21 protein-coding genes are annotated in these 26,669 nt (G+C 72.5%); 8 read left to right on the top strand and 13 right to left on the bottom strand.

The window, feature by feature from the left end; genetic code table 11:
- The first annotated feature begins 41 nt into the window (after positions 1-41).
- On the top strand, positions 42-440 hold the full coding sequence (locus tag B0I31_RS34765; protein WP_106619642.1) for a VOC family protein: 399 nt from the start codon (positions 42-44) through the stop codon (positions 438-440).
- Between the two features lie 123 nt (positions 441-563).
- Here the strand turns inward: B0I31_RS34765 and B0I31_RS34760 are convergent, their stop codons facing one another.
- From B0I31_RS34760 to B0I31_RS34745, 4 genes are all read right to left on the bottom strand, one after another.
- Positions 564-1,862, bottom strand: coding sequence for a M28 family peptidase (locus B0I31_RS34760; protein WP_106619641.1), 1,299 nt, complete (start codon positions 1,860-1,862; stop codon positions 564-566).
- 141 nt (positions 1,863-2,003) lie between these two features.
- Positions 2,004-2,948, bottom strand: coding sequence for a DNA polymerase domain-containing protein (locus B0I31_RS34755; RefSeq protein ID WP_106619640.1), 945 nt, complete (start codon positions 2,946-2,948; stop codon positions 2,004-2,006).
- A gap of 78 nt (positions 2,949-3,026) precedes the next feature.
- Positions 3,027-4,400: a glycosyl hydrolase family 18 protein gene (locus B0I31_RS42255; protein WP_106619639.1), complete on the bottom strand. Its 1,374-nt coding sequence runs from the start codon at positions 4,398-4,400 to the stop codon at positions 3,027-3,029.
- A gap of 71 nt (positions 4,401-4,471) precedes the next feature.
- Positions 4,472-5,335 carry a sigma-70 family RNA polymerase sigma factor gene (locus B0I31_RS34745; protein WP_106619638.1) on the bottom strand — a complete coding sequence of 288 codons (864 nt, stop codon included), beginning with the start codon at positions 5,333-5,335 and terminating at the stop codon, positions 4,472-4,474.
- 141 nt (positions 5,336-5,476) lie between these two features.
- Between B0I31_RS34745 and B0I31_RS34740 the strand changes: the two genes are divergently transcribed.
- Positions 5,477-7,126 (top strand): cellulose binding domain-containing protein, encoded by a 1,650-nt coding sequence (locus tag B0I31_RS34740; RefSeq protein WP_106619637.1) that lies wholly within the window; start codon positions 5,477-5,479, stop codon positions 7,124-7,126.
- Between the two features lie 202 nt (positions 7,127-7,328).
- Positions 7,329-7,628, top strand: coding sequence for a DUF1540 domain-containing protein (locus B0I31_RS34735; RefSeq protein WP_106619636.1), 300 nt, complete (start codon positions 7,329-7,331; stop codon positions 7,626-7,628).
- A 181-nt stretch (positions 7,629-7,809) separates the two neighbouring features.
- On the opposite strand, the gene B0I31_RS34730 is transcribed toward B0I31_RS34735, so the two are convergent.
- The 3 genes from B0I31_RS34730 to B0I31_RS34720 are packed head-to-tail and all read right to left on the bottom strand — an operon-like array spanning position 7,810 to position 11,588.
- Positions 7,810-9,447, bottom strand: coding sequence for a hypothetical protein (locus B0I31_RS34730; RefSeq protein WP_146174063.1), 1,638 nt, complete (start codon positions 9,445-9,447; stop codon positions 7,810-7,812).
- A complete protein-coding gene (locus B0I31_RS34725) occupies positions 9,444-10,421 on the bottom strand; it encodes an FkbO/Hyg5 family chorismatase (protein WP_181320688.1) in 978 nt (325 codons plus the stop codon). Before B0I31_RS34725 ends, B0I31_RS34730 begins: the two co-directional genes overlap by 4 nt.
- A gap of 24 nt (positions 10,422-10,445) precedes the next feature.
- The gene (locus B0I31_RS34720) at positions 10,446-11,588 is read right to left on the bottom strand and encodes a 3-deoxy-7-phosphoheptulonate synthase (RefSeq protein ID WP_181320687.1); all 1,143 of its coding nucleotides are present in this window, start codon (positions 11,586-11,588) and stop codon (positions 10,446-10,448) included.
- Between the two features lie 303 nt (positions 11,589-11,891).
- Between B0I31_RS34720 and B0I31_RS34715 the strand changes: the two genes are divergently transcribed.
- From B0I31_RS34715 to B0I31_RS34700, 4 genes are read left to right on the top strand one after another with little or no spacing between them, the layout of a single operon-like run.
- Positions 11,892-12,449, top strand: coding sequence for a hypothetical protein (locus tag B0I31_RS34715; RefSeq protein ID WP_146174062.1), 558 nt, complete (start codon positions 11,892-11,894; stop codon positions 12,447-12,449).
- Complete coding sequence (locus B0I31_RS34710) at positions 12,449-13,666, top strand: sensor histidine kinase (protein WP_146174061.1); 1,218 nt, start codon at positions 12,449-12,451, stop codon at positions 13,664-13,666. The genes B0I31_RS34715 and B0I31_RS34710 overlap by 1 nt, the downstream gene beginning before the upstream one ends.
- Positions 13,663-14,364: a response regulator gene (locus B0I31_RS34705; protein ID WP_219910945.1), complete on the top strand. Its 702-nt coding sequence runs from the start codon at positions 13,663-13,665 to the stop codon at positions 14,362-14,364. The genes B0I31_RS34710 and B0I31_RS34705 overlap by 4 nt, the downstream gene beginning before the upstream one ends.
- A gap of 46 nt (positions 14,365-14,410) precedes the next feature.
- On the top strand, positions 14,411-14,884 hold the full coding sequence (locus B0I31_RS34700; RefSeq protein WP_146174060.1) for a hypothetical protein: 474 nt from the start codon (positions 14,411-14,413) through the stop codon (positions 14,882-14,884).
- 204 nt (positions 14,885-15,088) lie between these two features.
- Here B0I31_RS34700 and B0I31_RS34695 read toward each other — a convergent pair whose 3' ends face one another.
- Positions 15,089-18,241, bottom strand: a complete 3,153-nt coding sequence (locus B0I31_RS34695; RefSeq protein WP_106619629.1) for a discoidin domain-containing protein — start codon at positions 18,239-18,241, stop codon at positions 15,089-15,091.
- A gap of 201 nt (positions 18,242-18,442) precedes the next feature.
- Here B0I31_RS34695 and B0I31_RS34690 point away from each other — a divergent pair, with 201 nt between their 5' ends.
- Positions 18,443-18,856: a hypothetical protein gene (locus B0I31_RS34690; RefSeq protein ID WP_106619628.1), complete on the top strand. Its 414-nt coding sequence runs from the start codon at positions 18,443-18,445 to the stop codon at positions 18,854-18,856.
- On the opposite strand, the gene B0I31_RS34685 is transcribed toward B0I31_RS34690, so the two are convergent.
- The 5 genes from B0I31_RS34685 to B0I31_RS34665 all read right to left on the bottom strand — a co-directional run bounded on the left by B0I31_RS34685 (position 18,843) and on the right by B0I31_RS34665 (position 26,660).
- Complete coding sequence (locus B0I31_RS34685; protein WP_106619627.1) at positions 18,843-20,216, bottom strand: FAD-binding oxidoreductase; 1,374 nt, start codon at positions 20,214-20,216, stop codon at positions 18,843-18,845. The genes B0I31_RS34690 and B0I31_RS34685 overlap by 14 nt on opposite strands.
- Complete coding sequence (locus B0I31_RS34680) at positions 20,209-22,125, bottom strand: ABC transporter ATP-binding protein (protein ID WP_245950653.1); 1,917 nt, start codon at positions 22,123-22,125, stop codon at positions 20,209-20,211. The genes B0I31_RS34685 and B0I31_RS34680 overlap by 8 nt, the downstream gene beginning before the upstream one ends.
- Before the next feature lie 660 nt (positions 22,126-22,785).
- Complete coding sequence (locus tag B0I31_RS34675) at positions 22,786-25,608, bottom strand: type 2 lanthipeptide synthetase LanM family protein (RefSeq protein WP_106619626.1); 2,823 nt, start codon at positions 25,606-25,608, stop codon at positions 22,786-22,788.
- A 3-nt stretch (positions 25,609-25,611) separates the two neighbouring features.
- Complete coding sequence (locus B0I31_RS34670; protein ID WP_106619625.1) at positions 25,612-25,803, bottom strand: DUF6229 family protein; 192 nt, start codon at positions 25,801-25,803, stop codon at positions 25,612-25,614.
- An 83-nt stretch (positions 25,804-25,886) separates the two neighbouring features.
- Positions 25,887-26,660 carry an AfsR/SARP family transcriptional regulator gene (locus tag B0I31_RS34665; RefSeq protein ID WP_106619624.1) on the bottom strand — a complete coding sequence of 258 codons (774 nt, stop codon included), beginning with the start codon at positions 26,658-26,660 and terminating at the stop codon, positions 25,887-25,889.
- Positions 26,661-26,669: the final 9 nt, after the last annotated feature.

The raw sequence follows: 26,669 nt of genomic DNA, 5'->3' as shown, positions 1-26,669 counted from the left end.
GGACACACCCGTGTCCGCCGTGCCAATGGGGGCCTCAGACCATGTCCGTGAAGATCTTCGTCAACCTGCCGGTGACGGACCTGACCAAGTCGATCGAGTTCTTCGCCGCGCTCGGCTTCGCGCACAACCCGCAGTTCACCGACGAGAACGCGTCCTGCGTCGTGTTCAGCGACACGGTCTACGCGATGCTGGTGACCAAGCCGTTCTTCAAGACGTTCACCACGAAGGAGATCGCCGACTCGGCCACGACGACCGAGGCGATCGTCGCGCTGTCGCTGGACAGCCGCGAGCAGGTCGACGAGGTGGCGGACAAGGCGCTGGCCGCGGGCGGCGCGTTCGTCCGCGAGGCCGAGGACCACGGCTTCATGTACGGCCGCAGTTTCGAGGACCTCGACGGCCACCTGTGGAACCTGTTCTGGATGGACGACTCCGCCGCGTAGCGATCAGTCGCTCGGGGGTGGACGCGGTGGGCCGGCCGGGTGCCGGCCCACCGCTTCGTCCGCGGTGGAGGAGTGCAGGGTGCTCCGCCACCGCACGGCGTCGTTCGGAATTGCAAGGGACCGCTAGAACTGCAAGGACCAGCCGTTGATGCGGCCGGTGTCGGCGGATGCGACGTCCTGCACGCGCAACTTCCACGTGCCGTTGGCGACCTCGGACGACGCGTTCACCGTGTACGTCGTCACGATGTCGTTCGCGCTGTCGTTGCTGGAGGTCTTCACCCGGTACGCCGACCCGTCCGGCGCGATCAGGTCGATCACCACGTCACCCCGGTAGGTGTGGGTGATGTCCACACCGACCGCCAGCGCGGACGGCGCGTTGCCCGCCACCCCGGACACCGTGATCGGGCTCTCGACCGTGGTCAGGTCGGGGATGGCCACGTCGGTGAGGTTCTCGAACCGCGGCCCCGGCGGGGTGGTGCCCGAGCCCGCCAACGTCCACAGGGCGTAGGCGATGGCGTCGCTGTTGCGGTCCAACGCGGTCACGTCGACGTTGCTGATCGTGTCGCACGAGCGGTGGTAGCAGCGGTCGAAGGCGACGCCCGCCGTGCCGCCCCACTTCTGCGCCTGCGCCGAGGTCTTGGTCGTCTCCGCGCCGGTGAACGTGCCGCCGACCGGGATGCCCGCCCGCGCGAACGCGGCGTGGTCGGACCGCCCGCCCACCGACGTCAGCTCGGTCGGCACGCTGAACCCCGCCTGCAACGTCTGCTGCAGCAGCAACGACCCGGTCGGCTGACCGGAGGCGCTGTAGACGAAGTAGCCCGGGTTCGGCGAGCCGATCATGTCGAAGTTCAGGTACGCCTTGATCCTCGACCGCTCGGTCGTCGGCAGGTTGTTCACGTAGTAGGTGGAGCCGATCAGGCCCAGCTCCTCCGCGCCCCACCAGCCGAACCGGATGTGCTTGCGCGGCGCCAGGCTCTGCCGGGCCACGGTCAGCGCGACCTCCAGCAGGCCCGCCGACCCGGTGCCGTTGTCGTTGATGCCCGGACCGGCGCTCACGCTGTCGAGGTGGCCGCCGAGCATGAGCACGTCGTTCGGGTCGCCACCCGGCCAGTCCGCGATCAGGTTGTACCCGGTCGCGCCGTTGCTGGTGAACTGCTGCACGGACGTCTGGTACCCGGCCGCGTCGAGCTTGGCCTTCAGGTGGTTGACCGACGCCAGGTAGCCGGGCCGGCCGTGCGCCCGGTTGCCGCCGTTGTTGGTGGCGATGGACTGCAGGTCGTTCAGGTGCGCTTGCACGTTGGCCACCGGGATGTCCGGCACGGCCAGGGTGCTCACCGGTGCCGCGTTGGCGACGGGTGGGCTCAGCAGGGCCGCGGCGAGCACCAGCGCGCTCGCCACAGGGGTCGTCCTCTTCAAGGACATGGCTGCCTCCGCAGGGTTTAGGGATAGCCACGCACGAGCCTGCGGGCTGTGCCACCCCTGCGGTAGCGACTTTCGTCGTGGCACGTTCGGACGCACAGCGGACAGCACTGTCCACTCGATGACTTCAGTGCAGGTCGAAATCTACTTCTGCTCGCGCTGGGCGCGAGCCCGGCGCTTCCCCTCGTGCATGGCCTGGACGCGGGCCACCGGGATCGTGTGCCCCTCGGCGACCAGGTCGTCCGGGAGCTTCTGCGGCGCGGGCATCCGCGAGTGCCACGGGTCGTCGTCGCCGAGCAGTGCCGGCGCGGTCTTCACGGTGAAGTCGGCGGGCGTCACGGAGTCGAGGTCGTCCCAGTCCACCGGGAACGACACGGTGGCGCCCGGTCGGATCCGAGGGCTGTACGCGGCGGCCACGGTCGCGCCGTACGCCCGCGTCGAGTCGAGGAACACCCGCCCGCCCCGGTCGTCCTTGATGAACGCCGTGGTCGCCAGGTCCGGGTCCAGCCGTTCGGCGCGGACCGCCAGCGCCCGGGTCGCGGCGGCCACGTCGTGGTCCACGCCGTCCACCGGCACGAACACGTGCACGCCCTTGGACCCGCTGGTCTTCACCACGCCGGACAGCCCGTCGTCGGCCAGCGCGCGCCGCACCAGCTCCGCCGCCGCCACCACCACGTCGAACCCCGCGCCCTCGGGCGGGTCGAGGTCGAGCACCAGGTAGGTGGGCCGGTCGAACGCCCCGGCGGGCGCCAGCGTGACGTGGTACTCCACCGCGCGCTGGTTGGCGAACCACAGCAGCGTGCGCCGGTCCTCGCACAACGCGTACCGGATCTCGCGCTTGGACGTCTCCGCCCACAGCGACACCGACCGCACCCAGGACGGCGTGTACTTCGGCAGGTTCTTCTGCGTGAACGGCTCCTGGCCCGGCCGCACCCGCACCACCGACAGCGGTCGCCCGGCCAGGCCGGGGATGATCCGGTCGGCCACCGCGTCGAGGTAGTCGACGAGGTCGCCCTTGGTCGCGTCGGCGCCGTCGAACAGCGGCTGGTCCAGGTTGGTCAGCGCCACGCCGTCCCGCTCTTCACCCATCGCACCACCCTTGCGGTTGGCCGTGCCGCGGGCAAGCGGGACACGGCCCGCGGTGGCACGGGCCGTGTCCGCGGGTGCTCAGGCGGGGAGCCGCCACACCTGGTTGGAGCCTGCGAAGCAGTCCCAGACCTGCAGCCGGGTGCCGTCCGCCGAGCTGGGGCCGGTGGCGTCGAGGCAGCGGCCGGAGGCGGGGTTGCGCAGTGTGCCGTCGGAGGCGGCCTGCCACTTCTGGGCGCCCGTGCCGTTGCAGTCCCAGAGTTGGACGAGGGTGCCGTTGGCGGTGCCGGCGCTCGCCACGTCGAGGCACTTGCCCAGTGCCCGCACCGAGCCGTCGGCGGCCACGGTCCAGTTCTGCGCGGTGGTGCCGTTGCACGTCCACAACTGGACCGCGGTGCCGTTGGCCGAGGACGCGCCGGCCACGTCGACGCACTTGCCCGCGATGCCGGTGATGGGACCGGTGCGGCCGGGCGGGGTGGTGCCGCCCATGACGGTGTCGTAGATGGCGCTGAGCAGCGAGGTGCTGCCGCTGGTGTCCTGCGACAGCTCCCAGTTCATCACGCCGCCCGCGTTGGCCATGGCCCACTGGGTCTTGCGCTTGATCGTGGGGATGCCGTTGTAGCACTGCTGCACGCCGCTGACCGTGACGCAGTCGCGGTTGGCGTTGGCCGGGTCCAGGGCGACCAGTTGCGCGTAGGTGTAGTAGGTCGGCCGGCTGTAGAACGGCACGCCGAGCACGGTCTTGGCGGCGGGCAGGCCGCGTGATTTCCAGTAGTTGACGGTACCGATGGACCAGTCGTGGTTGGCGTGTGGGCTGCCGCCGTCGTAGGCCATGATGTTGAGCCAGTCGACCTGGCCGAAGACGGCGGTCTGGACGCCTTCCGCGGTGGTGCCGCCGGACACGACGGCGGCGGTGAGGAGCTTGCCGCGGCTGTGCATGGCGGTGCTGAGCTGTCCCATGAGGGCGGTGAAGTTGCTCGCCGAGGCGCCGGGGTCGGGGTACTCCCAGTCGATGTCGACACCGTCGAGGTTGTACTGGTTGACCGCGTTGACGACGCTGGTGACGAACGTGGTGCGGCTGGTGGGGTTGGCGGCGAGGGCTTCGAAGGCGGAGTCGTTGCCGTCGTTCCAGCCGCCGATGGCCAGGGAGACGCGCACGCCGTGGTTGTGCGCGAGGGTGACCAGGGACGTCAGCTTGCCCGGGTCGGGGATGGCCTGGAGGGTGCCGTTGGCGTTGGGCAGGGCGAACGCGTAGTTGATGTGGGTGAGCTTGGTGTACTGGACGGCGTTGACGCTGCCGGCCCAGGAGGGCAGGTAGCCGACGCTCTTGAAGCCGTTGGGCAGCACGGTGGCCTGGGCGGTCGGTGCGGTGGCGACGGCGACCGCGAGGCCGGCCGCGGCGGTGGCGAGGGCGAGGCCCGCGGCGCTCCACCGTGATCGTGCGGGGGACTGCATGGGCGTGGTCCTTTCGCAGGGTGATCGGACTTGGCAGCCGCGGCCGACCTTACTGATGCACTTGATTCAAGTCACGATAGAAGGGGGATGACGGTCAGTCGGCGCAGCCGGGCGGGGTCGGCGATCACCTCGTAGGCGGTGATCCGGTCGTCCGCGATCGTGACGGTGAGGGCGAGCCGGAGTCGTCCGCGCGGTGCGACGACGATGCCGAGGCGCCCGTCCAGGAGGGCCGGTTCGGCGTGGCGGGCGTTCGCGGTGAGCAGGACGGTCTCGGCGGCGACGGCGTGCGCGCCGCGGATCTCGACCGTGGCGCCGGGTGGCAGGGCGGCGGGGTCGGCGCGGCGGACGACGTCGGGGTGGAGCACGGTGAGCAGGGCGTCGAAGTCGCCCGCGCGGGCGGCGGAGAGGAAGGCGTCCACGATGTGCCGGTGGCGGGCGGGTTCGGTGTCGGTGGGCGGGGTGGTGCCGCGGACCTTGTGCCGGGCGCGGCTGGCGAGCTTCTTGGTGGTGGCGGTGCTGCGGCCGAGGATCGGCGCGATCCGCTCGAACGGCACGGCGAACGTGTCGTGCAGCACGAACGCCACCCGTTCGGCGGGCGTGAGGCTGTCGAGGACGACGAGCAGCGCGCGCCCGACCGACTCGGCGAGCAGCGCTTCGGTCTCGGGGTCGTCGTCGGCGGGCAGGTCGGGCAGGTGGTCGGCGGTGTCCTCGCGACGGGCCCGGCGGTGGCGCAGCGCGTCCAGGCAGACGCGGGACAGGACGGTGCGCAGCCACGCGGCGAGGTTGTCGATGTCGTCGGCGTCGACCCGGCACAGCCGCAGCCACGTCTCCTGGACGGCGTCCTCGGCCTCGGGCAGCGAGCCCAGCATCCGGTGGGCGATCGCGCGCAGGTGCCCGCGGTGCGCCTCGAAGCGGTGCGCCAGCTCGTCGTGCATCGGTCTCCTCCCGGTTCGTCCACCAGGGGGACGAACCGGATCCCCGAAAGGTGACGGGGCGATCTTCTCGACTACTCGCCGCCGACGTGGTAGCCAGGGGTCTCGCCAGTCACGGCCGCCGCCGGAGACCGAGGGGAACGCATGGTGAAGCGTCTTGTGGCGGTGGGTGTGGTGCTCGCCTGCCTGGTCGCGGTGGTCGGCCCGGCGCGGGCCGCCGCGGCGGAGTTGTCGGCCGTGTTCAGCCAGTCGTCGGTGTGGAGCACGGGGTACGGCGGGCAGGTCGTGGTGACCAACACCGGTGACGTGGAGAGCGTCGGCTGGGTGGTGGAGTTCGACCTGCCGCCGGGGTCGTCGGTGGTCAACGCGTGGAACGCGGTGCTGACCCGGGACGGGCAGCGTCACCGGTTCGCCAACGCGGGCTTCAACGGCCGTGTCGGGCCCGGCGGCACGGTGGACTTCGGGTTCACGGTCTCCGGTGTGGGCTTGCCGACCGGCTGCACGGTCGGCGGCGTGCCGTGCGAAGGCGGCGGTCCGGCTCCTGACACGGCCGCGCCGACCGTTCCGGGTGGTCCTCGGGTGACGGGTGTGACGGCGGGTTCGGTGTCGTTGGCGTGGGGCGCTTCGATCGACGACGTCGCCGTCACGGAGTACCAGGTGTTGCGCGGCACGACGGTGGTCGCGTCGGCCTCGGCCACCGCCGCGACCGTCGGTGGTCTGCTGCCGGGTACGGCGTACGCGTTCACGGTGCGGGCGCGTGACGCGGCGGGCAACGTGTCCGCGCCGAGCGCCGTGGTGACCGCCACGACCGCCGCCGGTGGGTCCACTGTGGACGTGTCGACGGCGGTGGGGTTGCAGGCGGCGTTGGCGGCGGCGGTGCCGGGTCAGACCATCCGGCTGGCCGCGGGCGTGTACCGGGGGTCGTTCGTGATCACCCGGCCGGGTAAGGCGGACGCTCCGGTGACGCTCACCGGTCCGGTGGACGCGGTGCTGGTCAACGACGGCCCGTCCGGTGCCGGGCCGGGTTGTCCGGTGCCGACGCCCGGCTGGGACTCCGGGTACGGGCTGTGGCTGCACGACGCACCGCACTGGAACCTGGTCGGGTTCACCGTGCGGGAGTCGAAGAAGGGCATCGTCGCGGACAACTCGCACCACACCGTGATCGACCGCGTGCACGTCCACCACGTGGACGAGGAGGCGGTGCACTTCCGGCGCTCGTCGGCGGACAGCGTGCTGCGCGATTCCACGATCAGCCACACGGGATTGGTGCAGCCGGGGTACGGCGAGGCGGTCTACCTCGGGTCGGCCGGGTCGAACTGGGCCTGCCACGGCAATTCCGGCGGTGTGGACCGCAGCGACCGGGTGCAGGTGCTCGGCAACCGCGTCGGGCCGGGCGTGACGGCCGAGCACGTCGACGTCAAGGAGGGCACGTTCGGCGGTGTGATCCGGGGCAACACGTTCGACGGCACCGGTCTCTCGGGGCAGAACTCGGCGGACTCGTGGGTCGACGTGAAGGGCGTCGGCTACACGATCGAGGGCAACACCGGCGTGTTCGCCCCGCCCGGCACGTTCGCCAACGGCTACGAGACGCACCACCCGGTCACGACGCCGTCGTTCACCAACGGGTGCGGCAACGTGTGGCGGGACAACCGCTCCGACCTCGGTGGTGTCGGCCAGTACGCGATCCGGGTCACGTCGACGTCGAAGTGCCCGGGTGTGCCGAACGTGGTGCACGGGTCGAACACCGTGACGCGGGCGGTGGTCGGACTGACCAACATCGCGGTGACGCCGTGAGCCGGCCAAGCTCTTCCGCGCCGCGTTGAGCGGGATGTCGTGCCGACCGCCGCTCTGCAAACCGTGAATGACATTTCCGGGGCGCCGATCCGAATCATGCCGCAGCCTTTAGGTTAGGCTCGCCTTAATGATTTCGTGTTGCGGCACACCGTGGTCGGTGGCAACGTCCCCTTCAGGAAAACTGCTGCCCAGAGGAGCGGTCATGACCACCACGGAAATGCCGGCCGTCAGCGAGTGCACCGTCACGGGCTGTTCGTACAACCACGACGGTTGTCACGCTTTCGCGATCACCGTGAGCGGTGTGAACGGTGCCGCCGACTGCGGGACGTTCATCCCCCTCGCCCGCAAGGGCGGCCTGCCGAAGGTCGTCGCGCAGGTCGGCGCGTGCTCGCGCACGGACTGCGTCCACAACAAGGAGCTGGAGTGCACCGCCTCCGATGTGCGCGTCGGTCCCGGTCAGGGCGACCACGCCGCCAACTGCCTCACCTACACCAGGGCCTGACCCGACGACCGCGCGGGACCGCCGCCGGCCGGTCAGCACCCCTCAGAGCTGACCGACCGGCGGGGCGGGACGGCGTCTCGGCGCCGTCTGCCGTGGCGCCGCTCGTCGCCGACCCGGAATCGCCTCGGAATGGGCCCTGCGAATGGCCCCGGGAATCGGTCCCGGAAACGGTCGTCCGGAATCAGGCACCGGACCGGCGGGCGGTCGTGAGCGTGTCGCCCAACGCCCGCAACCGCGTGTCGGTCCGCCGCACCTGTTCGGCGACCACGTCGAGCGCCCGGTCCAGGTAGGGGCGCACCTCGGCCGGCCAGTCGACGTCCGCCGCGCCGTCGCGGGCCTGTCCGGTCGGCTCCGGGAACGCCGTGGCCACCGCGTACACCACCGCGCCGAGCACCGCGTCCAGCACCAGCTCCGGCAGCAGCGACATCACCAGGTTCGGCAGGTGCCCCGCTTCTTCCTCACCGGCCCGCGGCTGCCACGGGTCCAGGTGCGGCCGGACCGTCTCCCACAGGCCCGCGTCGACCGCGCCCACGCCGTACCGGCCGGCCCACTGCAACGCGTCCGCTCTGGTCACGGTGGCCGTGAGCACCCGACGGGCGTCCGCGCCGATCCGCAGCAACTCCGCCAGGTCCAACGACTCCGGCGAGCCGAGCAGCGTCGGCCGCACGTCCATCGCCACCTGGTGGTGCCAGCGCGTCGCCCACACCGCCCGCCACCACATGGCCTCCTGGTCGGCCGGCCGCGACAGCCACACCGCGATGTTGCGGAAGTAGGCCTTGATCTCCTCGTACGCGGCCCGCCCGGAAGCCGAGGCGGCAAACCCGACGCTCTTGACCGGGTCGTCCGGCACGGTCGGGTCGCCGACCAGGTTGATGTTGAAGAAGTGGTGCCACGTGGCGTCCACCGCCACCCGGCCCACGCCCACCTGGTGCCCGTCGTAGGCGCCGATCGCGCCGAACGTGCTCGCGTCCAGCCGCCCCTTGCCGGGGTCGAGTTCCGCCGCCCGCGCGTTGAGCGTCGACCACGCGACGACCTCGGGCGCGAGCCCCGCCGGGTACTCGGTGATCTCGTACCCGGCGAAGGCGAACGACCGGGTCAGGTCGTCCGGCACGGTGCACTCGCCTTCGTGCGGGTGGTCCGGCAGCACGCGGATCGTGCCGCGCGGACCGCACAGCAGCGGGTGCGGGTAGGCCTGGTGCGCCCACTTCGGCGAGTCCGACGTCGCGTACAGCCGGGGCGTGATGACCTGCGGGATGTCGTCGGACTGGTCGTTGAGCTGGAACAACGGGTCGTGGCCCTCCGACAGCGTGTCGTTGCGCCCCGGGCCGTCGACGGACGGCGCCACCGGCTCGCCGTTCGGGCCGGGGTCCGGCCAGTGCCACTTGCGCATGCTGCGCACCCGCGGCACGGCACCGCACATCGACACGCCCAGGTCCTCGTGGTCACCGGTGGCGAACACGCCACCGCCGCCGTCCATGAACTCCGAGAGCGCGCGCAACTCCGTCTCGTCCAACGGCGGGCGGGGTGCGCGGGCCACGCCGAACAGCCAGACCTGGTCGTACCGGCCCAGGTCGTGCCCGTCGAACCGGAACCCCGTGAGGTCCGCGCCCTGCGCGGGCAGGTTGTCCTCCCGGTGCGCCCGCGTCACCTCGAAGCGCACCCACGGCCCGGGCGGCGTCCGCAGCACGTCCACGAGCGTGCCCAGGCCGAAGTCGGCCTGGTCGAAGCTCGCCCCTCCATCGGTGACCATCAGGATCCGGATCGCGTCCGGCTCGGCGAGGACGGAGGTGTTCGGCACGGGCGTTCCCCCTCGGTTCACGGCGTCATCCCTTCGATCTCGACCAGCAGGTCCGGACGGCGGACGTCGACGGTGAACACCGCGAGGTCCGCGCGCCGGGAGAACTCGTCGCGGCACAGCCGCGTCACCAGCGGCACGTCCTCCCGCCGCTGGACGTAGACCTTGATCGCCCGCAGGTCTTCGAGGCGGTAGCCGCCGTCGAGCCCGTGCCGGGCGAGGTTGTCGGCGCCGATCAGCGCGGCGATCTTGGCCAGCGTCACCTGGACCTGGCGCGCCACGTCACCGGGGGCGACGGTGACGTGGTCGAGGTTGCTCGCGGTGCCCGACACGTGAAGCTGGCCACGTCCCTGCTCGGGCTTGAGGTAGGTCGCGTGGGCGAAGCTCGGCGGCCTCGGCCCGTACTGCTGCGGGTACTCGTGCGCGGGCGCCTGCAACGGGTTCTCCAGGTGCACGGCCGCGTGCGACCGGTGCGCCAGGAAGTAGAACGCGACCCCGCCGCCCAGTGAGCCGACGTCGGTGGACGCGGGCACGGCGCGCCCGCGCTCCTCGAACGCCCTGCCCCGGCCGACGCAGAAGTCCCGGTACACCTCGCTGCCGCGGTCGGTGATGCCGTCGAGCGTGTTCCACATGCGGAACACGTTCGGGTAGCCCAGCCGCTCCACCAGCTCGAACGCCGCCAGGTACGCCCGGTGCGTCGCCTCTTCGCAGTCCGCGGACGGCCCGATCCACCCGGCGCAGAACAGCACTTCGCCGTCGTGCGCGTAGCGCATCCCCCGGTGCTCGCCGGTCCGGACCACGTCCCCCTCGGTGTGCCAGACCTCCACCACCTCGGGCTCACCCGGCCGCACCACGTGCAGCGGGAGGACCGGCAGACCGTGCTCCCACCTCGGCCGGCCGCCCGCCGTCGAGTGCCGCACGGCGCCCAGCACGGTGTCACCGGCCAGTCCGGCGAACTCCTCCGCCGACCGGAAGGTGCACGGCGGCCTCACGATCACGTTGCCACGCAATGATTTCCCCCTTCAGAACCGGACAGCGCGCCACGCCGCGACCACGGCGAGCGCCTGTCCGGGGTTGAGCCGCGGGTCGCAGAGGCTCGTGTACGAGCCGGTCGGGAACCCGTCCCAACCGCACTCCTCGACCTCGTCCGGGGTCGTTTCCAGGTGCAGGCCGCCGGCCACCCCACCGGCGGCGTGCACGACCGCCCGGAAGTCCGCCACCTCGCGGACGACCGCGTCGACCAGTCGTGCCTTGCGGCCGTCCGCGTCGGTGACCGTGTTGCCGTGCATCGGGTCGCACAGCCAGATCACCGGGTGGCCCGCCGCGCGGACCACCTCCACCAGCGGCGGCAGCAGCTCGGCCACGCGGTCCGCGCCGAGGCGGGCGATGAGCGTCAGCCGACCGGGCTCCCGCTCCGGGTCGAGGCGGTCGCACAGCGCCCGCAGCTCGTCGGGCCGCAGCCCGGGGCCGACCTTGCAGGCCACCGGGTTGGCCACCGACGCCAGCAGCCGGACGTGCGCACCGCACACGTCACGTGTGCGGTCGCCGATCCACGGCCAGTGCGTCGAGGTGAGCAGCGGGACGCCCCGGTCGTCCAGGCGCACCAGCGGCAGCTCGTAGTCCAGCACCAGCGCCTCGTGGCTGGTCCGCAGCCACGGGTGGTGGCCGCGCAGCAGCTCCGTCGCCGACCGCGCGGCGTGGTAGCCCGCGACGAGCCGCGTCGGGTCCGGCTGCCGGGCCAGCACGTGCGGCTGCGGCGCGTTGACCAGGTCGCCCCGGTACACCGGCAGCTCGACCCCGCCGACGAACTCGGTCGGCCGGGAGCGCGGCTTGGCGAACTGCCCGGCCATCCGGCCGACCCGCACCACGGGCACGTCGCCGCCGCCCAGCGCGGTGGCCAGCCGGTCGACCAACGCCGCCTTGGGCGTCACGTGCCGCGGTCCGCACTCGGCGAACGACTCGGCGCAGTCACCGGCCTGCAGGACCAGCCGCCGACCGGCCGCGACCTCGGCCAGGTCCGCGCGCAACGCCGCCACCTCGGCCGGTGTCACCAGGCCTTCCAGCCGTGCCAGCCGGGCCCGGAACGCCCGCCCCCGGCGGTCCGGCCACGCCGGCTGCTGGGCCGCGGGCAGCGATTTCCAGTGCGCGGTCTCCCATTCGGACAACACCCTGGCGTGACTGCGCGGAACTGGCTCCGTGGACACTCGCGCCTCCGTCGATCCGGTTTGCCCGCTGGTTTCGACGACAATGGTGCTGAATCGCACGGTGCCTTTTCGTCGGTCCACGGGGGGATTCGCCGCCTCCGCTTTCCCGTGCGGCGTCGCCCGATCGAGGTAAACCGGGAGGGGGATCGTCAAGCTCCGACGCGGGGTGGACGATAGTCCGGGCAGGGGGTGATCCCATTGTTCGCGGCGCGCGGAAATGCGCGTGCGGTGAACGTGGGATCGGGTGACAAGGGGAGGGGAATGGTGTCCAGTTCCAACGTGCGCCTCGCGGTGTCGGTGCAGGCACACGGTTTCGCCGAGAAACCGTGGGAAGGCCACCTGGCCACCGGGCTGCTGACCGAACCCGGCGTGGTGCTCGTGCCCGCCTCGACCGACGGGATCGCCGAGGCCACCGAGGGCATCGACCTGCTGGTGCTGCCGCTGCCGCTGGGCGCGGGCGGCCGGATCGAGCGGCTCGTCGCCGAACGGGTCACGTTCTGCCTGGTGCCCGGCGGCGAGGGCGCCCGGTTCGCGCTGATCCGGATGGCGAACGACTCGCGGCACCGGCCGAACGTCGGCGAGTTCACCGAGAGCGAGTTGGAGGAGGCGCTCAAGCGGCACCCGGGCGACCTGTGGGCGGCGCTGGCGTACCTGGGCGCGATCGAACCCGGCGCGCGGGACGCCGTCACGCCGGACCTGCTGCGCCAGGTGCCCGCGATCGAGGCCGCGCAGCGCGAGCCCGAGTTCGAGGAGCCCGAGGACGGTCTCGTGCCGGGCGGCCCGTGCGACGTGCTGCCCACGTGCCGGAAGGGGACCGCCTGATGGACCGGCGGGGACGGCCACCGTGGTTGTCCCACGCCACGGCGGCCGATCTGGCCGTGGCGGCGTCGGCCGCCGTGGTGGACGTCTTCCTGTTCTCCGCGGTGAGCAGCCGAAAACCCGAGGGCGCGGGGATGTGGCTGTTCGTCGCACTGGCCGTGATCGGGTTCGCCGCGTTGCTGGTGCGGCGCAGGCACCCGGTGCTGGTGTTCTGCGTGGTCTGGGTGTGGGCGGTGCTCGTCACGCCGACGAGCGAGCTGGAGTTCCAGCCGACCGCCATCCCGTGCGTGGCGCTGTTCACCGTCGCGCTGCGGGCGCAGGCGAGGGTGTCGGCCGGTGCGCTGCTCGCGTGCGCGGTGCTCGCCGTGCTGGCCGGGCTGCGGGAGGCCGCGTCCCGGCCGCCCGAGGCGCGGCTGGTCGCCACCTACGCCACGCTGGTGTTCTACCTGCTCGTGCACGGCTGCGTGTGGGCCGGCGGGCGGTGGGCGCGGCTGAGCCGGCAGCACGCCGACGACCTGGAGTTCCGCCGCCGGGTCGAGGCGCACGAGGCGGTGGTGGCCGAACGCACCCGCATCGCGCGCGAACTGCACGACATCGTGGCGCACTCGGTGACCGTGATGGTGCTGCAGGCGGCGGGCGCGCGGCGGGTGCTCGACACCGACCCGGTGCGCGTCGGGCACGCGCTCGGCCACATCGAGGAAGCCGGTGAGCAGGCGATGGGCGAACTGCGGCGGATGCTGACCGCGTTGCGGCTCAGCGACGAGGACGAATCCGGTGACGGCGTGACCGGCAGGCCGCAGCCCGGCCTGGCCGACGTCGAGCACCTGGTCGGCACGGTCGTGGCGGCCGGGGTGCGGGTCCACACGCGGGTGGAGGGCGAGCCGCGCCGGCTGGCGGCCAGCGTGGACCTCGCCGCGTACCGGGTCGTGCAGGAGGCGTTGACGAACGTGACCAAGCACGTCGGACCGGGCGCGTGCGTGGAGGTGCGGCTGCGCTGGGAGCCCGACGAGCTGACCGTCGAGGTCATCGACGACGGCCGGGGGCGGCGGCCGGAGCTCGCGCTGTCCACGAACCACGGTCTGGCCGGGCTGCGGGAGCGGCTGGCGATCGTGGGCGGGCGGCTGGCGGCGGAAGAGGTGTCGTCGGGCGGGTTCCGGGTGACGGCCGTGCTGCCGGTCGCGGGCCCGGTGGCGAGCGACCCCGTGCGGGAACACCGGTGATCCGGGTGATGCTGGTGGACGACCAGCCGTTGGTGCGGGCCGGTCTGGCGATGCTGCTCGACGCCGAGCCGGACATCGAGGTGGTGGCCGAGGCGGACGAGGGCGCGGGCGCGGTGGCGCGGGCCGGCGAGCTGCACCCCGACGTGGTGCTGATGGACGTGCGGATGCCCGGCGTGGACGGGGTGGAGGCGACGCGGCGGATCATCGACGCCGACCCGGCGGGCGAGGACCACGCCACCAAGATCATCATCCTGACGACGTACCACGTGGACGAGGCCGTGTACGCGGCGTTGCGGGCGGGCGCGTCGGGGTTCCTGCTCAAGGACGCGGTGCCGCGCGAGCTGGTCGACGCGGTGCGCGCGGTGGCGTCGGGCGAGGCGTGGCTGGACCCGACCGTCGCGAAAGGACTGATCCGGGAGTTCGCGGCCCGGCCGCGCCACCAGATGCCCACGTCGGCGGAGATGGGCGAGCTGACGGCGCGTGAGCGGGAGGTGCTGGTGCTCGTGGCGCACGGGCTGTCGAACCCGGAGATCGCCGCGCACCTCGTGGTCGGTGAGGCGACGGTGAAGACGCACCTGGGGCGGATCCTGATGAAGCTCGGGCTGCGTGACCGCGCCCAGGCGATCGCCGCCGCGTACCACAGCGGGCTGGTCGCGCCGGGCAGCAGCCCGCCGCCGCCGGCCGGGCGCACGTCTTGATCGTTACGGTCCGCCGCGCGGGTCGGGTGCGCGGTACCGTGCGGTGGTGCGCATTCGTCCGCGCAGGGCGCGTCGCCGTGCCGAACCGACGAGCGTGATGCTCGACCCGGCCACGGCGGAACTCGTGCGGCTGGGGACGTTGCTGGAGGTCGTGGTCCAGGCCGTGGCGCTGCAGGACCGGGCGGAGGCCGTGATCGCCGGCTGCGCGCAACCCGGTGAGCCGTCGTGGGAGGTCGCGCGCAGCGGACGTGCCGTGGCGGCCCAGTACGGCAGGCTGACCGGCTGGGCGGCGGACCTCGCGTGGCAGACCGACCGCCCCCCGCTGTCGCGGCGGACCGTCGAACTCCTCCGCTACCACCTGGTCATGCTGGACTGCGCGCTGAAGCTCGCGTTCCCCCGCTACCGCTCCGACCGCCTGGAACGCCACCGCCTCGCCCTGACCGGCCTCGGCCCACCGGCCCGCGAACTGCGCGACCTGGAATCCGCCCTCCGCACCCGCATCACCACCCTCTCCCCGTGAGTCGTACCTTCACGCCGCGAGAGTCCAACCCCGAGCCCACGCGTGTCCTACGTTCGGAACGCGCGTGTCCTACGTTCGCGACCCCCGAGTTGAACACTCAGCACAGTCGATCTCGTTCTGAGCGTTCAACTCGGGTGTTCTGAACGTAGGACACGCGTGACGCGAACGTAGGACACGCGGGGCCTGGAGGTACGACTCTCGCGGTCAGAAGGTGGTGCGGCCGGCGCCGAAGGGGTAGAGCGGGGTGCCGTAGGTCGGCGGGACCGGGGTGCCGGCGTCGATCTTGGCCCGGATGTCGGCACGTTCGGCGGCCGTGGCGCCCAGGTCGTACGGCAGGTCCCAGTGCTCGGTGGCGTCGGCCGGGACGTCGGTGCCACCGGGGCGGAGGACGTCGGACAACGCCCGCGGCAGTTGCCACGGCAGCTTGCCGGTCGGGGTGTAGTCGCCGAACAGGAGCGAGGCCAGCGCCGGACCCATCTCCTCACCACCGCGGTAGGTCACGACGATCGCGCTGGCCAGGTTGTGCCACTCCGTGATCACGTAGGGCCGGGGGAGCACCAGGGCGACCACGACGGGGATGCCCTGGCGGTGGAAGTCCTGGATCAGCGCCAGCTGCTCGGGCGGCAGGTAGGGCTGCTCCTTCGGCCAACTCGTCGCGTGCGTGTACGACGTCTCGCCCACGGCCACGATCGCCAGCTTCGGCGACGGCCCGGTGTCCTTGTGCACGTTCACCCCGGCCTGCGCGGCACGTGTGCGGATCGCCTGCAGCATGGTCTGCGAGCCGTACTCCTGGTGGAAGTAGCTCGTCCAGATGCAGCACGCGGCCGTGTCGTCCGCACGCGGACCGGCCACCACGATGTTGTCACCCCGGTTCAACCGCACCGGCAGCACACCGGGAGTGTTCTTCAACAACGTCATCGCCTCACGCGACGCCTGGTTCGCCAGCGCCGCGTACTCCGGCTTGTGGAACCGGTAGGGCCCGTTCACCGGGTCGCCGTACGGGTTCTCGAAGATCCCGAGCTTGAACTTCAACCGCAGCACCCGCCGCACGGCGTCGTCGATCCGCGCCGCCGGCACCCCCGACGTGAACTGGCCCATGGTGAACCCCGGCGCACCCGGGTCCGCACCACCCATCACGTCGGAACCGGCGTTCGCCGCACCCACCCACGAGCCGGACGGCAACCAGTCGGTCGTGATCAGCCCCGTGTACCCGAGGTTCTGCCGCAGGTACGCGAGGATCTTCGCGCTGTCACCCGCACCCGGCCCGCCCGGGTCCAGCAGCGAACTGCCCGCGTAACCGGGCATGATGTTCACCGCACCGGCCTCCATCGCGGCCCGGAACGGCGCGGTGTGGTACTTGATCGTCACGTTGTCGAACACGATCAACGCCTCACCACCGGCACCCTCACCCGGCCAGTGCTTCACGGTCGCCAGCACGGAAGCCGGGTTCAGCTCCGGCCCGCCCTGCAACCCGGCCACCAGCGCCCGCACCTGGGCCTGCGCGACCTCGGTGCTCTCGCCGTTGCCCTCCTGGATGCGCGGGTACAGCACCTTCGTGCCCACCTCGGCCAACGGCCCCAGCACACCGCGCGCCCCGACCTCCAGCTGCTCACGCCGCTGCATGTCGCCGAGCTTGTACTGCAACGGGTAGTTCCGCGCCGCCGCCAACGCGCTCTGCAACGGGTACGTCGTCTTGTACCCGGCGATCGTGTCACCGGCCGTCACGAACGGGATGCCCAACCGCGTCCCGCTCGACCCGAGCAACGCGTTGTGCAGGTCCTGCGCCTCCGCCGGCCCGAAGTGCCACCCCGAACGGGGGAACACCTGGGCGTTGTAGAACATCTGGTACGCCTTCTCCTCGATCGTCATCCGACCGAGCAGGTCGTTCACCCGCGTCTCCACGGGCTGCCGCCAGTCCTCGTACGGTTCGATCGCGCCGTTCTTGTTCAGGTCACGGCTGCCGTTCACCACCCGCACACCGTCGTCCACCGAAGCCAACGTCGGCACGTACACGCTGAACGTGCGGATGTTCGACGCGCTGGTGCCGCCCGACCCGTCCACCGCGACGACGAACCACTTGTACGTCCACCGGTCCGCGATGTCCCACGACGGTGTGTAGCTCGTGCCGGTCGGCTCGGCGACCTTGGTGTAGAGGTCGATCAGGTTGCCCGATGCGGTGAAGTCGTAGTCCGTGCGGCTGACGTTGAGCCAGACCTGGTAGCGCACCGCGCCCGGCACGGACGCCCACGAGAACACCGGACGCCGGGTCGACGTGACCATCGCGTTGTCGGCGGGCGCGGACAGGGCGAACCGGCCCGTCCCCGCCGGGGCCTTGGTCGGCGGCGACAGCAACGGCGGGGTGGCCGCGGACGTGTCGACGGTGCCGAAGACCTGGAACTCCCACAACGAGACGCCGTAGCCGGTGGCCCGTGTGGTGGCGAACAGCCGCAGGTAGCGGCCCGTGCCGCCGACGTTGAGCCGTTCCACGCCGCCCGCTCCGGTGGTGGTGGAGTAGATCGACGTCCAGTTCACCGCGTCGTTCGACAGTTCGAGCCGGTAGCCGCGCGCGTACGCGCCCTCCCAGTTCAGCACGACCTGGTTGACGGTGGCGACGGCGCCGAAGTCGACCCGCAGCCACTGGTTGTCGGCGAACTGGCTGGACCAGCGGGTGTTCGTGCGGCCGTCGAGCGCCGCGGCGGGCGCGTTGCCGCCCTCCCAGGTCGAGGCCGCGACCTGCTTGTACTCCGAGATCGGCGTGCCGGCCGGCGTGCCACCGGTCGTGCCGTAGACCTGGAACTCCCACAGCGAGTAGCCGTAGCCGGTCGCGCGGGCGGTGCCGAACATCCGCACGTGCCGGCCGGTGCCGGTGACCGGGATGCTCTGCGTGCCGCCGGAGCCGTTGGCGGTGGTGTGGACCGTGGTCCACGTGACGCCGTCAGCCGAGGTCTGGAGCTGGAACGCGGTCGCGTACGCGGCCTCCCAGGTCAGCACCACGCGGTCCAGCGTCGCGGTGGCGCCCAGGTCGACGCTCAACCACTGCGGGTCGGCGAACGCGCTGGACCACCGGGTGCCCGCGTTGCCGTCGGTGGCGGCGGACGCGGCGGTGCCGCCGTTCTCGGCGGACGACGCGGTGGTCGGCTTGCCCTGCGACAGCAGGACCCCGGCCGCTTGCGCCGAGGGCGACCCGATGGCGAGCTGTCCGGCGACCAGGGCGGCGACGACGCTCAGCACGGCGGGCAGGGGCCGGACCCGGCGACGTCGCGGCAGTGCGAGCAGGGCGGGGGAGAACCGCCCGCGGCGCGGGAAGGGGAGCAGGGACGGTACCCGGCGGCGGTGCCGGGTGGGTGCTTCGGGCATGGCGACTCCAGGCAGGGGTGACCCGCGGCCGGTGTGCCGCCGGCCGCGGATCGTAGACAGACTCTCGGAGAGCGCTCTCCCACAGCGAACTTCACGGGTGGTGCCGCCGTCAAGGGACCGGCGGACCGGTTCTCGCCGACCTGGCGGCCCGGTTCCGGTCGCGTCCGGGAGCGGCGCCGAGGGCGGCACTAGGATCGCCGGGTGACGATCACGATTCCCGGTTTCGGCGAGCTGACCCCGGTGGACCACGTGCCCGAAGGTGTGGCGTGCTGGAACGCGACCGCCGCCGGGGCGTCGGTGAGCGTGCTGGTGGAGGAGCCGGCCACCACCGACGACCTCGACCTGCCGTTCATCGGCTCGGTCCTGCGCGACCGCGACCGGCTGCTCGCCACCGCCCACCAGGCCGTGGCCGGCCACCTGCGCGACCGCCCCGGCTACGGTCCCGACGCCGTGTCCGGCCCGGAGTTCACCTTCCACCCCGGCCGGGACTGGCTGGTCCGGTTCGCCGAGTGCCGCGTCCCCGGTTTCACCGAGCTGGGCGTGGTCGTGGTGTTCCACGGCGCCGACGTGGTCGGGGTGGACGACCTCGCCGACGTCGACCTCACCGACGAGTGACCCCGACCGGGATGGACTGGGCGAACGTGAACGTGCCGTCCGGGTCGTAGCGCGCCTTCACCGCGCGCAGGCGGTACAGGTTGGCCCCGTAGTACGCGGTCGGCCAGTCCACCTGGGCCGGGTCGGGGAAGTTCGGGTAGACCCGGCCCGTGCCCCACGGGTGCGCGATGGCCCACGCGGCGGCGAGCCGGTCCAGCACTTCCCGGCCACGTCGGGCCGCACCGTTCGGGCCCACCAGGACGGTGTGCTTGACCAGGAACGCCGGACTGCGGTGGGCGAACGCGGTGGCGTCCGACGCCACCCGCCCGTACGCGCCGCGCCACGGCGTGAAGGCGATCTCGCGCAGCTCACCGTGCGCGCGTTCGGCGACGAAGCGCGCCAGCAGCGCCGTCACCACGTGGTCCGGCAGCGGCCGGTCGAAGAACTCGGTCTTGGCGGTGGACATGCCGGGCCGGTCGTGCACGAGCGGGATCTCGACCGGGTCGCGGGCGACGGCCGAGTGCGGGGTGGCGTGCAGCAGCACGGCGTCGGCGGCGGACACGTCGACCACCTCGGCGGACGCCGGCGGCACGCCGAACGAGTCGAGCATCGCGTCGACCGCGGCACGGTTCGGCGCGGCGCCGACGAGCATCACCACCGGCTCCTCGTCCGGGAACTCCGGGCACAGCGCGACCAGTTCCACCGACACGTCGTCAGCAGCGTCGGGCGCCCACCGCTGCCACCACCGGACGAGCGCCGCGGCGTGGTGGAAGTCCCAGGCCAGGCGCAGGTGGGTGCGTGGTCGGGCGGGCACGGTCCGGAACGTCGCACGGGTGACCACGCCGAAGTTGCCGCCACCCGCGCCGCGCAGCGCCCAGAACAGGTCCGCGTGCGCCGTGTCGGACGCCTCCACCACCTGCCCGGACGCCAACACGACCTCGGCGGACACCAGGGCGTCGCACGTCAGCCCGTGCAGGCGACCGTGGCCGCCGAACCCGCCACCGAGCGCCGCGCCGACCACGCCGACCGAGGGGCACGACCCGACCGGCACCAGCCGACCCACCGCCGCGAGTGCTTCGGACAACCGTCCGATCCGGACACCGCCGCCGACCGTGACCAGGTCGCCCGCCGCGGAGATCCCGTCCGATGGCGTGAGGTCGAGCAGGAGGCCGGTGGTGCTGGAGTGGCCGGCGTTGCTGTGCCCGCCGCCGCGGACGGCGAACGGCCACCCGCGGTCCCGCGCCAGGGCGAGCGCGGCGACCACGTCGGCGGCCGAGGAGCACCGGGCCACCTCGCGCGGCAGCACCTCGTCCGGACGTCCGATGAACTGGCTGCGGGACCACGCGTAACGGGGGTCGTCCGGTGCTACCAGGTCAAGCATCGGCGTACATCCGGCTCTGCAACTCGTACAGGTCCGCGTACCGGCCGCCCAGCGCGAGCAGTTCGGCGTGCGTGCCCTCTTCGGCGAGTTCGCCGTCGTGCAGCAGGAGGATCCGGTCCGCGTGCCGCACGCTGGCCAGCCGGTGCGTGATGAGCACGACCGTCCGGTCCTCGGCCAACGCGCGCAACGACTCGTACACGGCGAACTCGGCCTTGGCGTCCAGCGGGGCGGTCGGCTCGTCCCAGATCAGCAGCGGCGCGTCCCGGTAGAGCCCGCGGGCGACGGCGAGCCGCTGCCACTGCCCGCCGGACAGCTCGACCCCGCCCCGGAACTGCTTGGACAGCAACGTGTGCCAGCCGTCCGGCAGCCGGTCGACCACCTCGTCCGCGCCCGCCTGGGTGGCCGCGCGCAGCAGCGCCAGCCCGTCCGGGTCCGGCCGGTCGTGCCGCCCGACCTCGACGTTCACCCGGGCGGTGTGCGGCCAGCGGACCGGGTCCTGCAACACCATCATGACCCGGTCGGCGATGCGGCTCCGGTCGACCAGCGCGATGTCCTGGTCGGCCCACCGGACCTCACCCGACGTCGGCGTGTAGAGACCGGCGACGAGCTTGGCCAGCGTGGTCTTGCCCGATCCGTTCTCGCCGACCAGGGCGATCGTCTCGCCGGGCCGCACGGTCAGCGAGACGTCCCGCACGGCCGGGCGGTCGCTGCCGGGGTAGTGGAACGTGACCCCGTCCAGCGTCACCCGGCTCGGGTCGAGCGCGGTGTCGACGCCGGTCCGGTGCGAGCGTTCGGCGGAGGCCAGGAACTCCTGGTAGTCGGCGACGTACAGGCCCTGCTCCACGAGCTGGTTGGCGGCCAGCACCAGCCGGTTCAACGCGGTGGTCGCCACCCGGATCGCGATCACCGCCGTGCCCGCGACGGCGAGCGGCACCCAGCCGTACCGGACCAGGCCGCCCAGCACGACGTAGGTGAGGGCGAGACCCAGCCCGGCGAGTGCCCGCCCGATACCGCGGACGCGTGCCTGGGCGGTGGCGAGCCGGATGTCCTCGTCCCGCAACGGATCCGCCGCCACCCGGTACTCGTGCAGCACGAACGGTTCCGCTTGGTAGGCGCGGATCTCGGCGGCGGGCTCGCGTTCGGTGGCGAGGTCGGACACCATCTGCACGCGCCGGTCGAGCGCCACCGTGCGGCCGACACTGGCGTAGGCCAGCTTCGCCGCCCGCTGCACCGCCCACCCGTCCGGCAGCACGGCCAGCAGCAGCACGGGCACCAGCACCGGGTGCAGTATCGCCAGGCTGCCCGTCGCGGCGACGATGCCGAGCAGCGCGCCGATCAACTCGACCAGGTTGTCGGCCGCGCGTTCGAGGAAGAACAGGCCGCGGTCACGGGCGCGGTGCATCCGGTCGTGGAACCGGGAGTCGTCGAACGCCGCCAGCTCGGCACCGAGACTGGCCTCGTACAGCCGTTCCTCGGCCAACCGCCGCACCGCCGGCGTGATCCGCGCGTGGGCCAGCGAGACTCCGACGTCCATCGCGCCGCGCAACCCGAACGCCGCACCGACCAGCAGCAGGTCGGGCAGCGCGGCCAGCACGCGTTCGGTCGCCGCGCCACTGGCCAACAACTCGGTGAGCACGCCCGTCGTGGCGAACAACCCGAACGCCGCCGCGAGGCCCGACACGACCTGCATCACGGCCACGGCCAGGGCCGGTCCGGGGGCGGCTCGGCGGATCAGGCGGAGGACGGGCCAGGTGGCCGAGGGCAGGCCGCGCAGGACGCGGCGGGGTGCGGTGGCGGCGGAGTCGTCGAGCTGCCAGTGTGGTGTGACCAGTGCGCCTTCACGCGGATCCGCTTCGCTGCTCGCCACCGCCCCGGTCTCTGCCGCCTTGGTCGCCGCCGCCCCGCTCACCGCTTCACCGCTTGCCGTTTCACCGCTCACCGCTTCACCGCTCACCGCCGGACCGCTCACCGCCGCCTCCACCCGCTGCGACCGGCCGGAATTGTCGGACCCGGTCGGTAGAATGAAAACAGGGGTCCCTCTGGCGGGGACGCCTGCGAAGCGTTCTTCAAGGCTTGGCTCGAAAAGATCAAAAGATCAAAAGATCAAAAGCGTCCTCGCCGGACGGGCAGATCAGCAGGATGACCCCAACTACCCCTGGATCTCCCGACCCAGCGTGGTCCCGGGCTTCGTGTCATCCCACCGACCTCCCTCCGGGCTACCACACGCGTCAAGAGGGCGCCCACAGTTGACGCCGCGGGCAAAGCTGGACCAGCCCTCTTGACACGTGCGGTAGGGCTGCGCCAGGTCGGCGGGATGACACGAACCCCTACTTCTGCAAAGAGCGGAAGTGCATCGCAGCCGCACCCGCCCCGGCGCCGCTCGACCCCGCGCCCGCCGGCGACCCCCGCGCCGCCCTTGACACGTGTGGTAGCCCGGAGGGAGGTCGGTGGGATGACACGGAGTCCGGACCACCAACCCAACAGGACATCCAGACGGCATTTGGGGTCATCCTGCTGATCTGCCCGTCCGGCGAGGACGCTTTTGAAAGCTCTTCAGGCTTTTCGCCGGTCACGACGGACCGTCCGACAGGAGCAGCACGGACGGCAGGTCGCAGTCCGGGTGCAGGCGCAGCAGTTGGTAGGCGATGCCGCCCGACCCCGACATGATGCTCGGCGAGTACACCTCCCGCGCCAACCCCGTGGTCACCCCATTGGCCTCCAGGCTGCCGATCACCATCGCATCCACCGCCGCCCGATCAAGCCCGTCAGGCGCCAGCCCGGCATCCAAAGCCTTCACCAACAGCTCCCACGTCCCCAAGTCACCGTGGCACAAGGTGTGGGTCCAACCGACACCGTCACGCAGCCCCGAAGCCGCCGCCCGCCGCAGCACGTCCGAATCCTCAGTCGCCAAGCCGACGCCGATCGCCCCATGACACCAAGCGGCGGCAACGGTGTCCGGCTCACGCGGGTCCATCCACGCGGCGCGTTCCCGGTCGTACCAGGTCTCCTCGAACGCCGCCGCGCCCTCCGCCAGCACCGCGAACCGGCGCTCGCCGGTGACGGCCGCCAGTTTGCCCAAAGCCCACCCGATACCGGTCGCACCGTGGGCGAAACCGCCGATGCCATCGGGCCAGTTCGGTGCGGCCCATCGAGTCACGCCGTCCTCCGTGCGCGCCGACGCGGCCAACCGGTTGCCCGCTTCCAGCGCGAGATCCACCCAGCGCGCCTCACCGGTGCGGGAAGCGAGCATCAACAGCGGCACGATCGCGCCCGCCGTGCCCACCACCAGGTCCGGTCCCTCGCTCGCGGCGATCGCGGCGGGCATCTGCTCAGCCAGGAATTCCGCGTCGTCCAGGCAGTCCAGCCCCAGCCGGTGCAGGGTGAGCCAGCACCAGATCTGCGAGCCGAGGCCGATGTACCCGCCAACGGGGTCCGGCCTCCGGCGCGTGTGCTCCGCCTGCGCGGCCCACCACCGCTGGGTCAACTCGGCCGTCCGCACGGTCGCGTCGAGCAGTTCCGACACGCCGTCCACCGGGTCGGCACGTCCCGCCGCCACCTCCCGGCGGTAGGCCGCGAGCAGCACGGCGACACCCAACGTTCCGCCGTACAGGTCCGGTGTCAGGGGAGTGGTCTGCCACCCGGAGCGGTCCAGGATCGGGGCGAACCAGGTGGCCGTGCCGTCACCGCCGCGCACCGCCTCCTGCGCCAGCTCACGCATCAGCCCTGCGGCCAGCACCCGTCGTCGTGAGTCCAAAGAGGACAGGTCCGGCGCGGGCACGGCCATCCGGCCGAGTTCCGGTTCCGCCCCCTGGTTCAGGTAGGCGCTGACCAACGCCGCGTGCGTGACGCGGCGTTCCAGCGCGAGGTCGGCGGTGCGCCAGTTGGCCAACGCCAGCTCCACCTGGTCCACGCGGGGCCCGCAGACCAGGCCGCCGGGCGTGTGCAGCCAGCCTTCGGCGGGCGTCGTGGTGAACACCGGGATGTCGCCGTCGAGCAGCTCGGCCACCTCGGCCGCGTGCACGTCCGGATCGCCCGGCCCACGCGTGTTCATCGAGTGCCGGGCGAGCAACGCGCGCGCCTTGCGCACGGCCGCGTCCTGGTCGTGCAGGCCCGCCGGGTGCCACAGCATCCGCGCCAGCTCGGTGTACGACTCGGTGTCGCGCACGATCACCCGCACCACGCAGTCGGCGAACGTCGCCAGCAACGGCGCGAGCCGACCCGCCCGGTCCAACCGCGTGATCCGGTCGGCCATCTCGTCGAACCCGGCGACGACGCGCGGCCAGTGGCGGGCCAGCCGGGGCTGCGGGCTCGGCAGGTTCCGGGTCGGCGGCAACCGCTGCGGCACGATCGCGACGCGCGCGGTGTCCGTGCCCGCGCCCACCAGGTCGGGCAGCCCGATGTCGGGCTGTTCGCCGGGCAGTCCGCCCATGGCCGAGCCGTCCACGCCGCGCCACCCCAGACCTGCGCCGCGGCCGGGCAGCAGACCGGTTCGCAGCACGGTCCCGTTGAGCTGCTCGGCGATCCGGTCGGTGGCCTCGCCCGCGCCGGTCGGCGGGTGCGGCGGCCGTGGCGTGAACACGCTCTCGCAGTCCACGACGACCGGCACCGGCCCGCAGGCGATGATGTTCTCCGCGTGCAAGTCCGTCCCGGACACCAGCCGCATCACCGCCAGCCAGTGCCCGAGGTTGCGGTAGAACACGTCCAGCTCGGCGTCGGTCTCGCAGTACCGGTGGACGACGTGCTCGGCCCAGCCGTAGTCGTCGGCGACGACCGCGCGCGGCACCCGGATGGCGTCGTCGTCACCATCTGTCAGCACGGCGAGGAACTCGGCCAACCGATGGTCCACCAGCATCGGGCGCGGCTTGTAGACCACGGTGCCGCCGGTGCAGTGCAGCAGCGTGACGGTGTGGCCGCCGCGGTGGCTGTCGCCCGCGCCGAACTCCACCTTGCGCAGCTCGCCCGCCTCCGCACCGAGCAGCTCGCGCAACCTGGGCCGGTCGGCGGCGAACCGCGACGCCATCACGCGCACGGCGTCCACCCGGTTGGCCACGACCGTGCGCAGCCGGGTCACCAGGTGCGGGTAGTGGCGGGTCAGGTCCTGCCAGAACGCCGGTTCGGCCGCCCGCGCCAGGAATTCCGCCCACCGGCCGGCCGGGTCGTCGGCGACCAGCCTGCCCGTCACCCGCGCCGCGTTGAGCTCCAGCACGAGCACGCGGATCACCTTGCGCCGCACCGCGTCCAGCAGCGCGTCACGGGCGGCGTCGAGCACGGCGTCCGCCTCGGCGGCGCCGAGGTCGGCGACCTCGGCCACACCGCGGGCCAGCCGGTCCAGTGCCGGACCGAGCAGCCAGTCCAGGGTTCGGTCGAGTTCGCCGACCTCGTCGGGTGCCATGGGTCAGCAGCAGTACACCGGACGGGACGCCGTGCACGACGAGCAGCGGCTGCCCGGCGGGTTGCACGCCACGATGTCGCCCTCGGCGAACTCACCGTTGGCGAACAGCGGACCGGCCGGGTTGTCCCACTCGTCGAGACCGGCGCGCCAGCGCGCCACCGTCTCCTCGGCTTCGAGCAGCAGTGCGGTGGTCATGGGTGCTCCCTTCCTTGGCGGGAGCGAGGAGTGTAGAAATGCCGTGCACACGGGCCCGCACACAAACAGCGGCGTTCCGCCGTTCAGTTCTGCCCACCCGGTTCCGAGGCGGCCGGGTCGTTGCGCCGAACGGACTCGTACAGCGCGATCGTGTCCGCGCTCGGCGGGACACCGAGTTCGGCGTCGAGCACCGCGACCAGCCGCCGGTAGACCGCGACGGCCTCGGTGCGGCGGCCCTCGGCGGCCAGCGCGGCGACCAGGTGCCGCCAGAGCCGTTCCCGCAACGGGTGCTCGACCACCAGCCCGGCCAGCGCGGCCACCAGCCCGTCGTGCAGCCCGAGCGCGAGCCGCACGCCGACGAGGTCCTCGATCGCGCCGATCCGCTGCTCGTCCAGCACCGTCACGTCGGGCCGGACGGCCTCGGGCACCGGCACACCGGCCATCACCGGACCCCGCCACAGGGCGACGGCGCGGGCCAGGCACCCGGCCGCCGCGATCGCCTCGCCACGGCCGCGCAACTCGTGCGCCTCGGCCAGGAGCCGTTGGAACAGCGTCACGTCCACGCCGTCCGGCGGTGCGACCAACACGTACCCCTCGCGCGAGGTGACGATGGCCGGCCGGCCCTGCCCGGCCGCGCGCAACAGCCCGCGCAGGTCGGCGATGTGGGTGCGCACGTTCGCCGCGGCCGACGCCGGTGGACGGTTGGGCCACAGCGCCTCGACCACCCACTCCAGCGACAACGCGCGGTTGGCCCGCAACGCCAGCACGCCCAGCAGGATCCGCGTCATCCGCCGCGTCGGGTGGCGCGGCACCCCGCCGGTCCGCACCACCGGCCGGCCCAGCACCAAGACCGCCATCCGACACCC

Source organism: Saccharothrix carnea (assembly GCF_003014735.1).
In the GTDB taxonomy this organism is placed as follows: domain Bacteria; phylum Actinomycetota; class Actinomycetes; order Mycobacteriales; family Pseudonocardiaceae; genus Actinosynnema; species Actinosynnema carneum.
Note: the sequence above shows the minus strand (reverse complement) of the source record. Positions and strands in the feature narration are given on the sequence as shown.

Excerpts from the sequence above, each read along its gene's own strand:
- B0I31_RS34765 (WP_106619642.1), top strand. The coding sequence starts at position 42 with ATGTCCGTGAAGATCTTCGTCAACCTGCCGGTGACGGACCTGACCAAG.
- B0I31_RS34760 (WP_106619641.1), bottom strand. The coding sequence starts at position 1,862 with ATGTCCTTGAAGAGGACGACCCCTGTGGCGAGCGCGCTGGTGCTCGCC.
- B0I31_RS34755 (WP_106619640.1), bottom strand. The coding sequence starts at position 2,948 with ATGGGTGAAGAGCGGGACGGCGTGGCGCTGACCAACCTGGACCAGCCG.
- B0I31_RS42255 (WP_106619639.1), bottom strand. The coding sequence starts at position 4,400 with ATGCAGTCCCCCGCACGATCACGGTGGAGCGCCGCGGGCCTCGCCCTC.
- B0I31_RS34745 (WP_106619638.1), bottom strand. The coding sequence starts at position 5,335 with ATGCACGACGAGCTGGCGCACCGCTTCGAGGCGCACCGCGGGCACCTG.
- B0I31_RS34740 (WP_106619637.1), top strand. The coding sequence starts at position 5,477 with ATGGTGAAGCGTCTTGTGGCGGTGGGTGTGGTGCTCGCCTGCCTGGTC.
- B0I31_RS34735 (WP_106619636.1), top strand. The coding sequence starts at position 7,329 with ATGACCACCACGGAAATGCCGGCCGTCAGCGAGTGCACCGTCACGGGC.
- B0I31_RS34710 (WP_146174061.1), top strand. The coding sequence starts at position 12,449 with ATGGACCGGCGGGGACGGCCACCGTGGTTGTCCCACGCCACGGCGGCC.
- B0I31_RS34695 (WP_106619629.1), bottom strand. The coding sequence starts at position 18,241 with ATGCCCGAAGCACCCACCCGGCACCGCCGCCGGGTACCGTCCCTGCTC.
- B0I31_RS34685 (WP_106619627.1), bottom strand. The coding sequence starts at position 20,216 with ATGCTTGACCTGGTAGCACCGGACGACCCCCGTTACGCGTGGTCCCGC.
- B0I31_RS34675 (WP_106619626.1), bottom strand. The coding sequence starts at position 25,608 with ATGGCACCCGACGAGGTCGGCGAACTCGACCGAACCCTGGACTGGCTG.
- B0I31_RS34670 (WP_106619625.1), bottom strand. The coding sequence starts at position 25,803 with ATGACCACCGCACTGCTGCTCGAAGCCGAGGAGACGGTGGCGCGCTGG.
- B0I31_RS34665 (WP_106619624.1), bottom strand. The coding sequence starts at position 26,660 with ATGGCGGTCTTGGTGCTGGGCCGGCCGGTGGTGCGGACCGGCGGGGTG.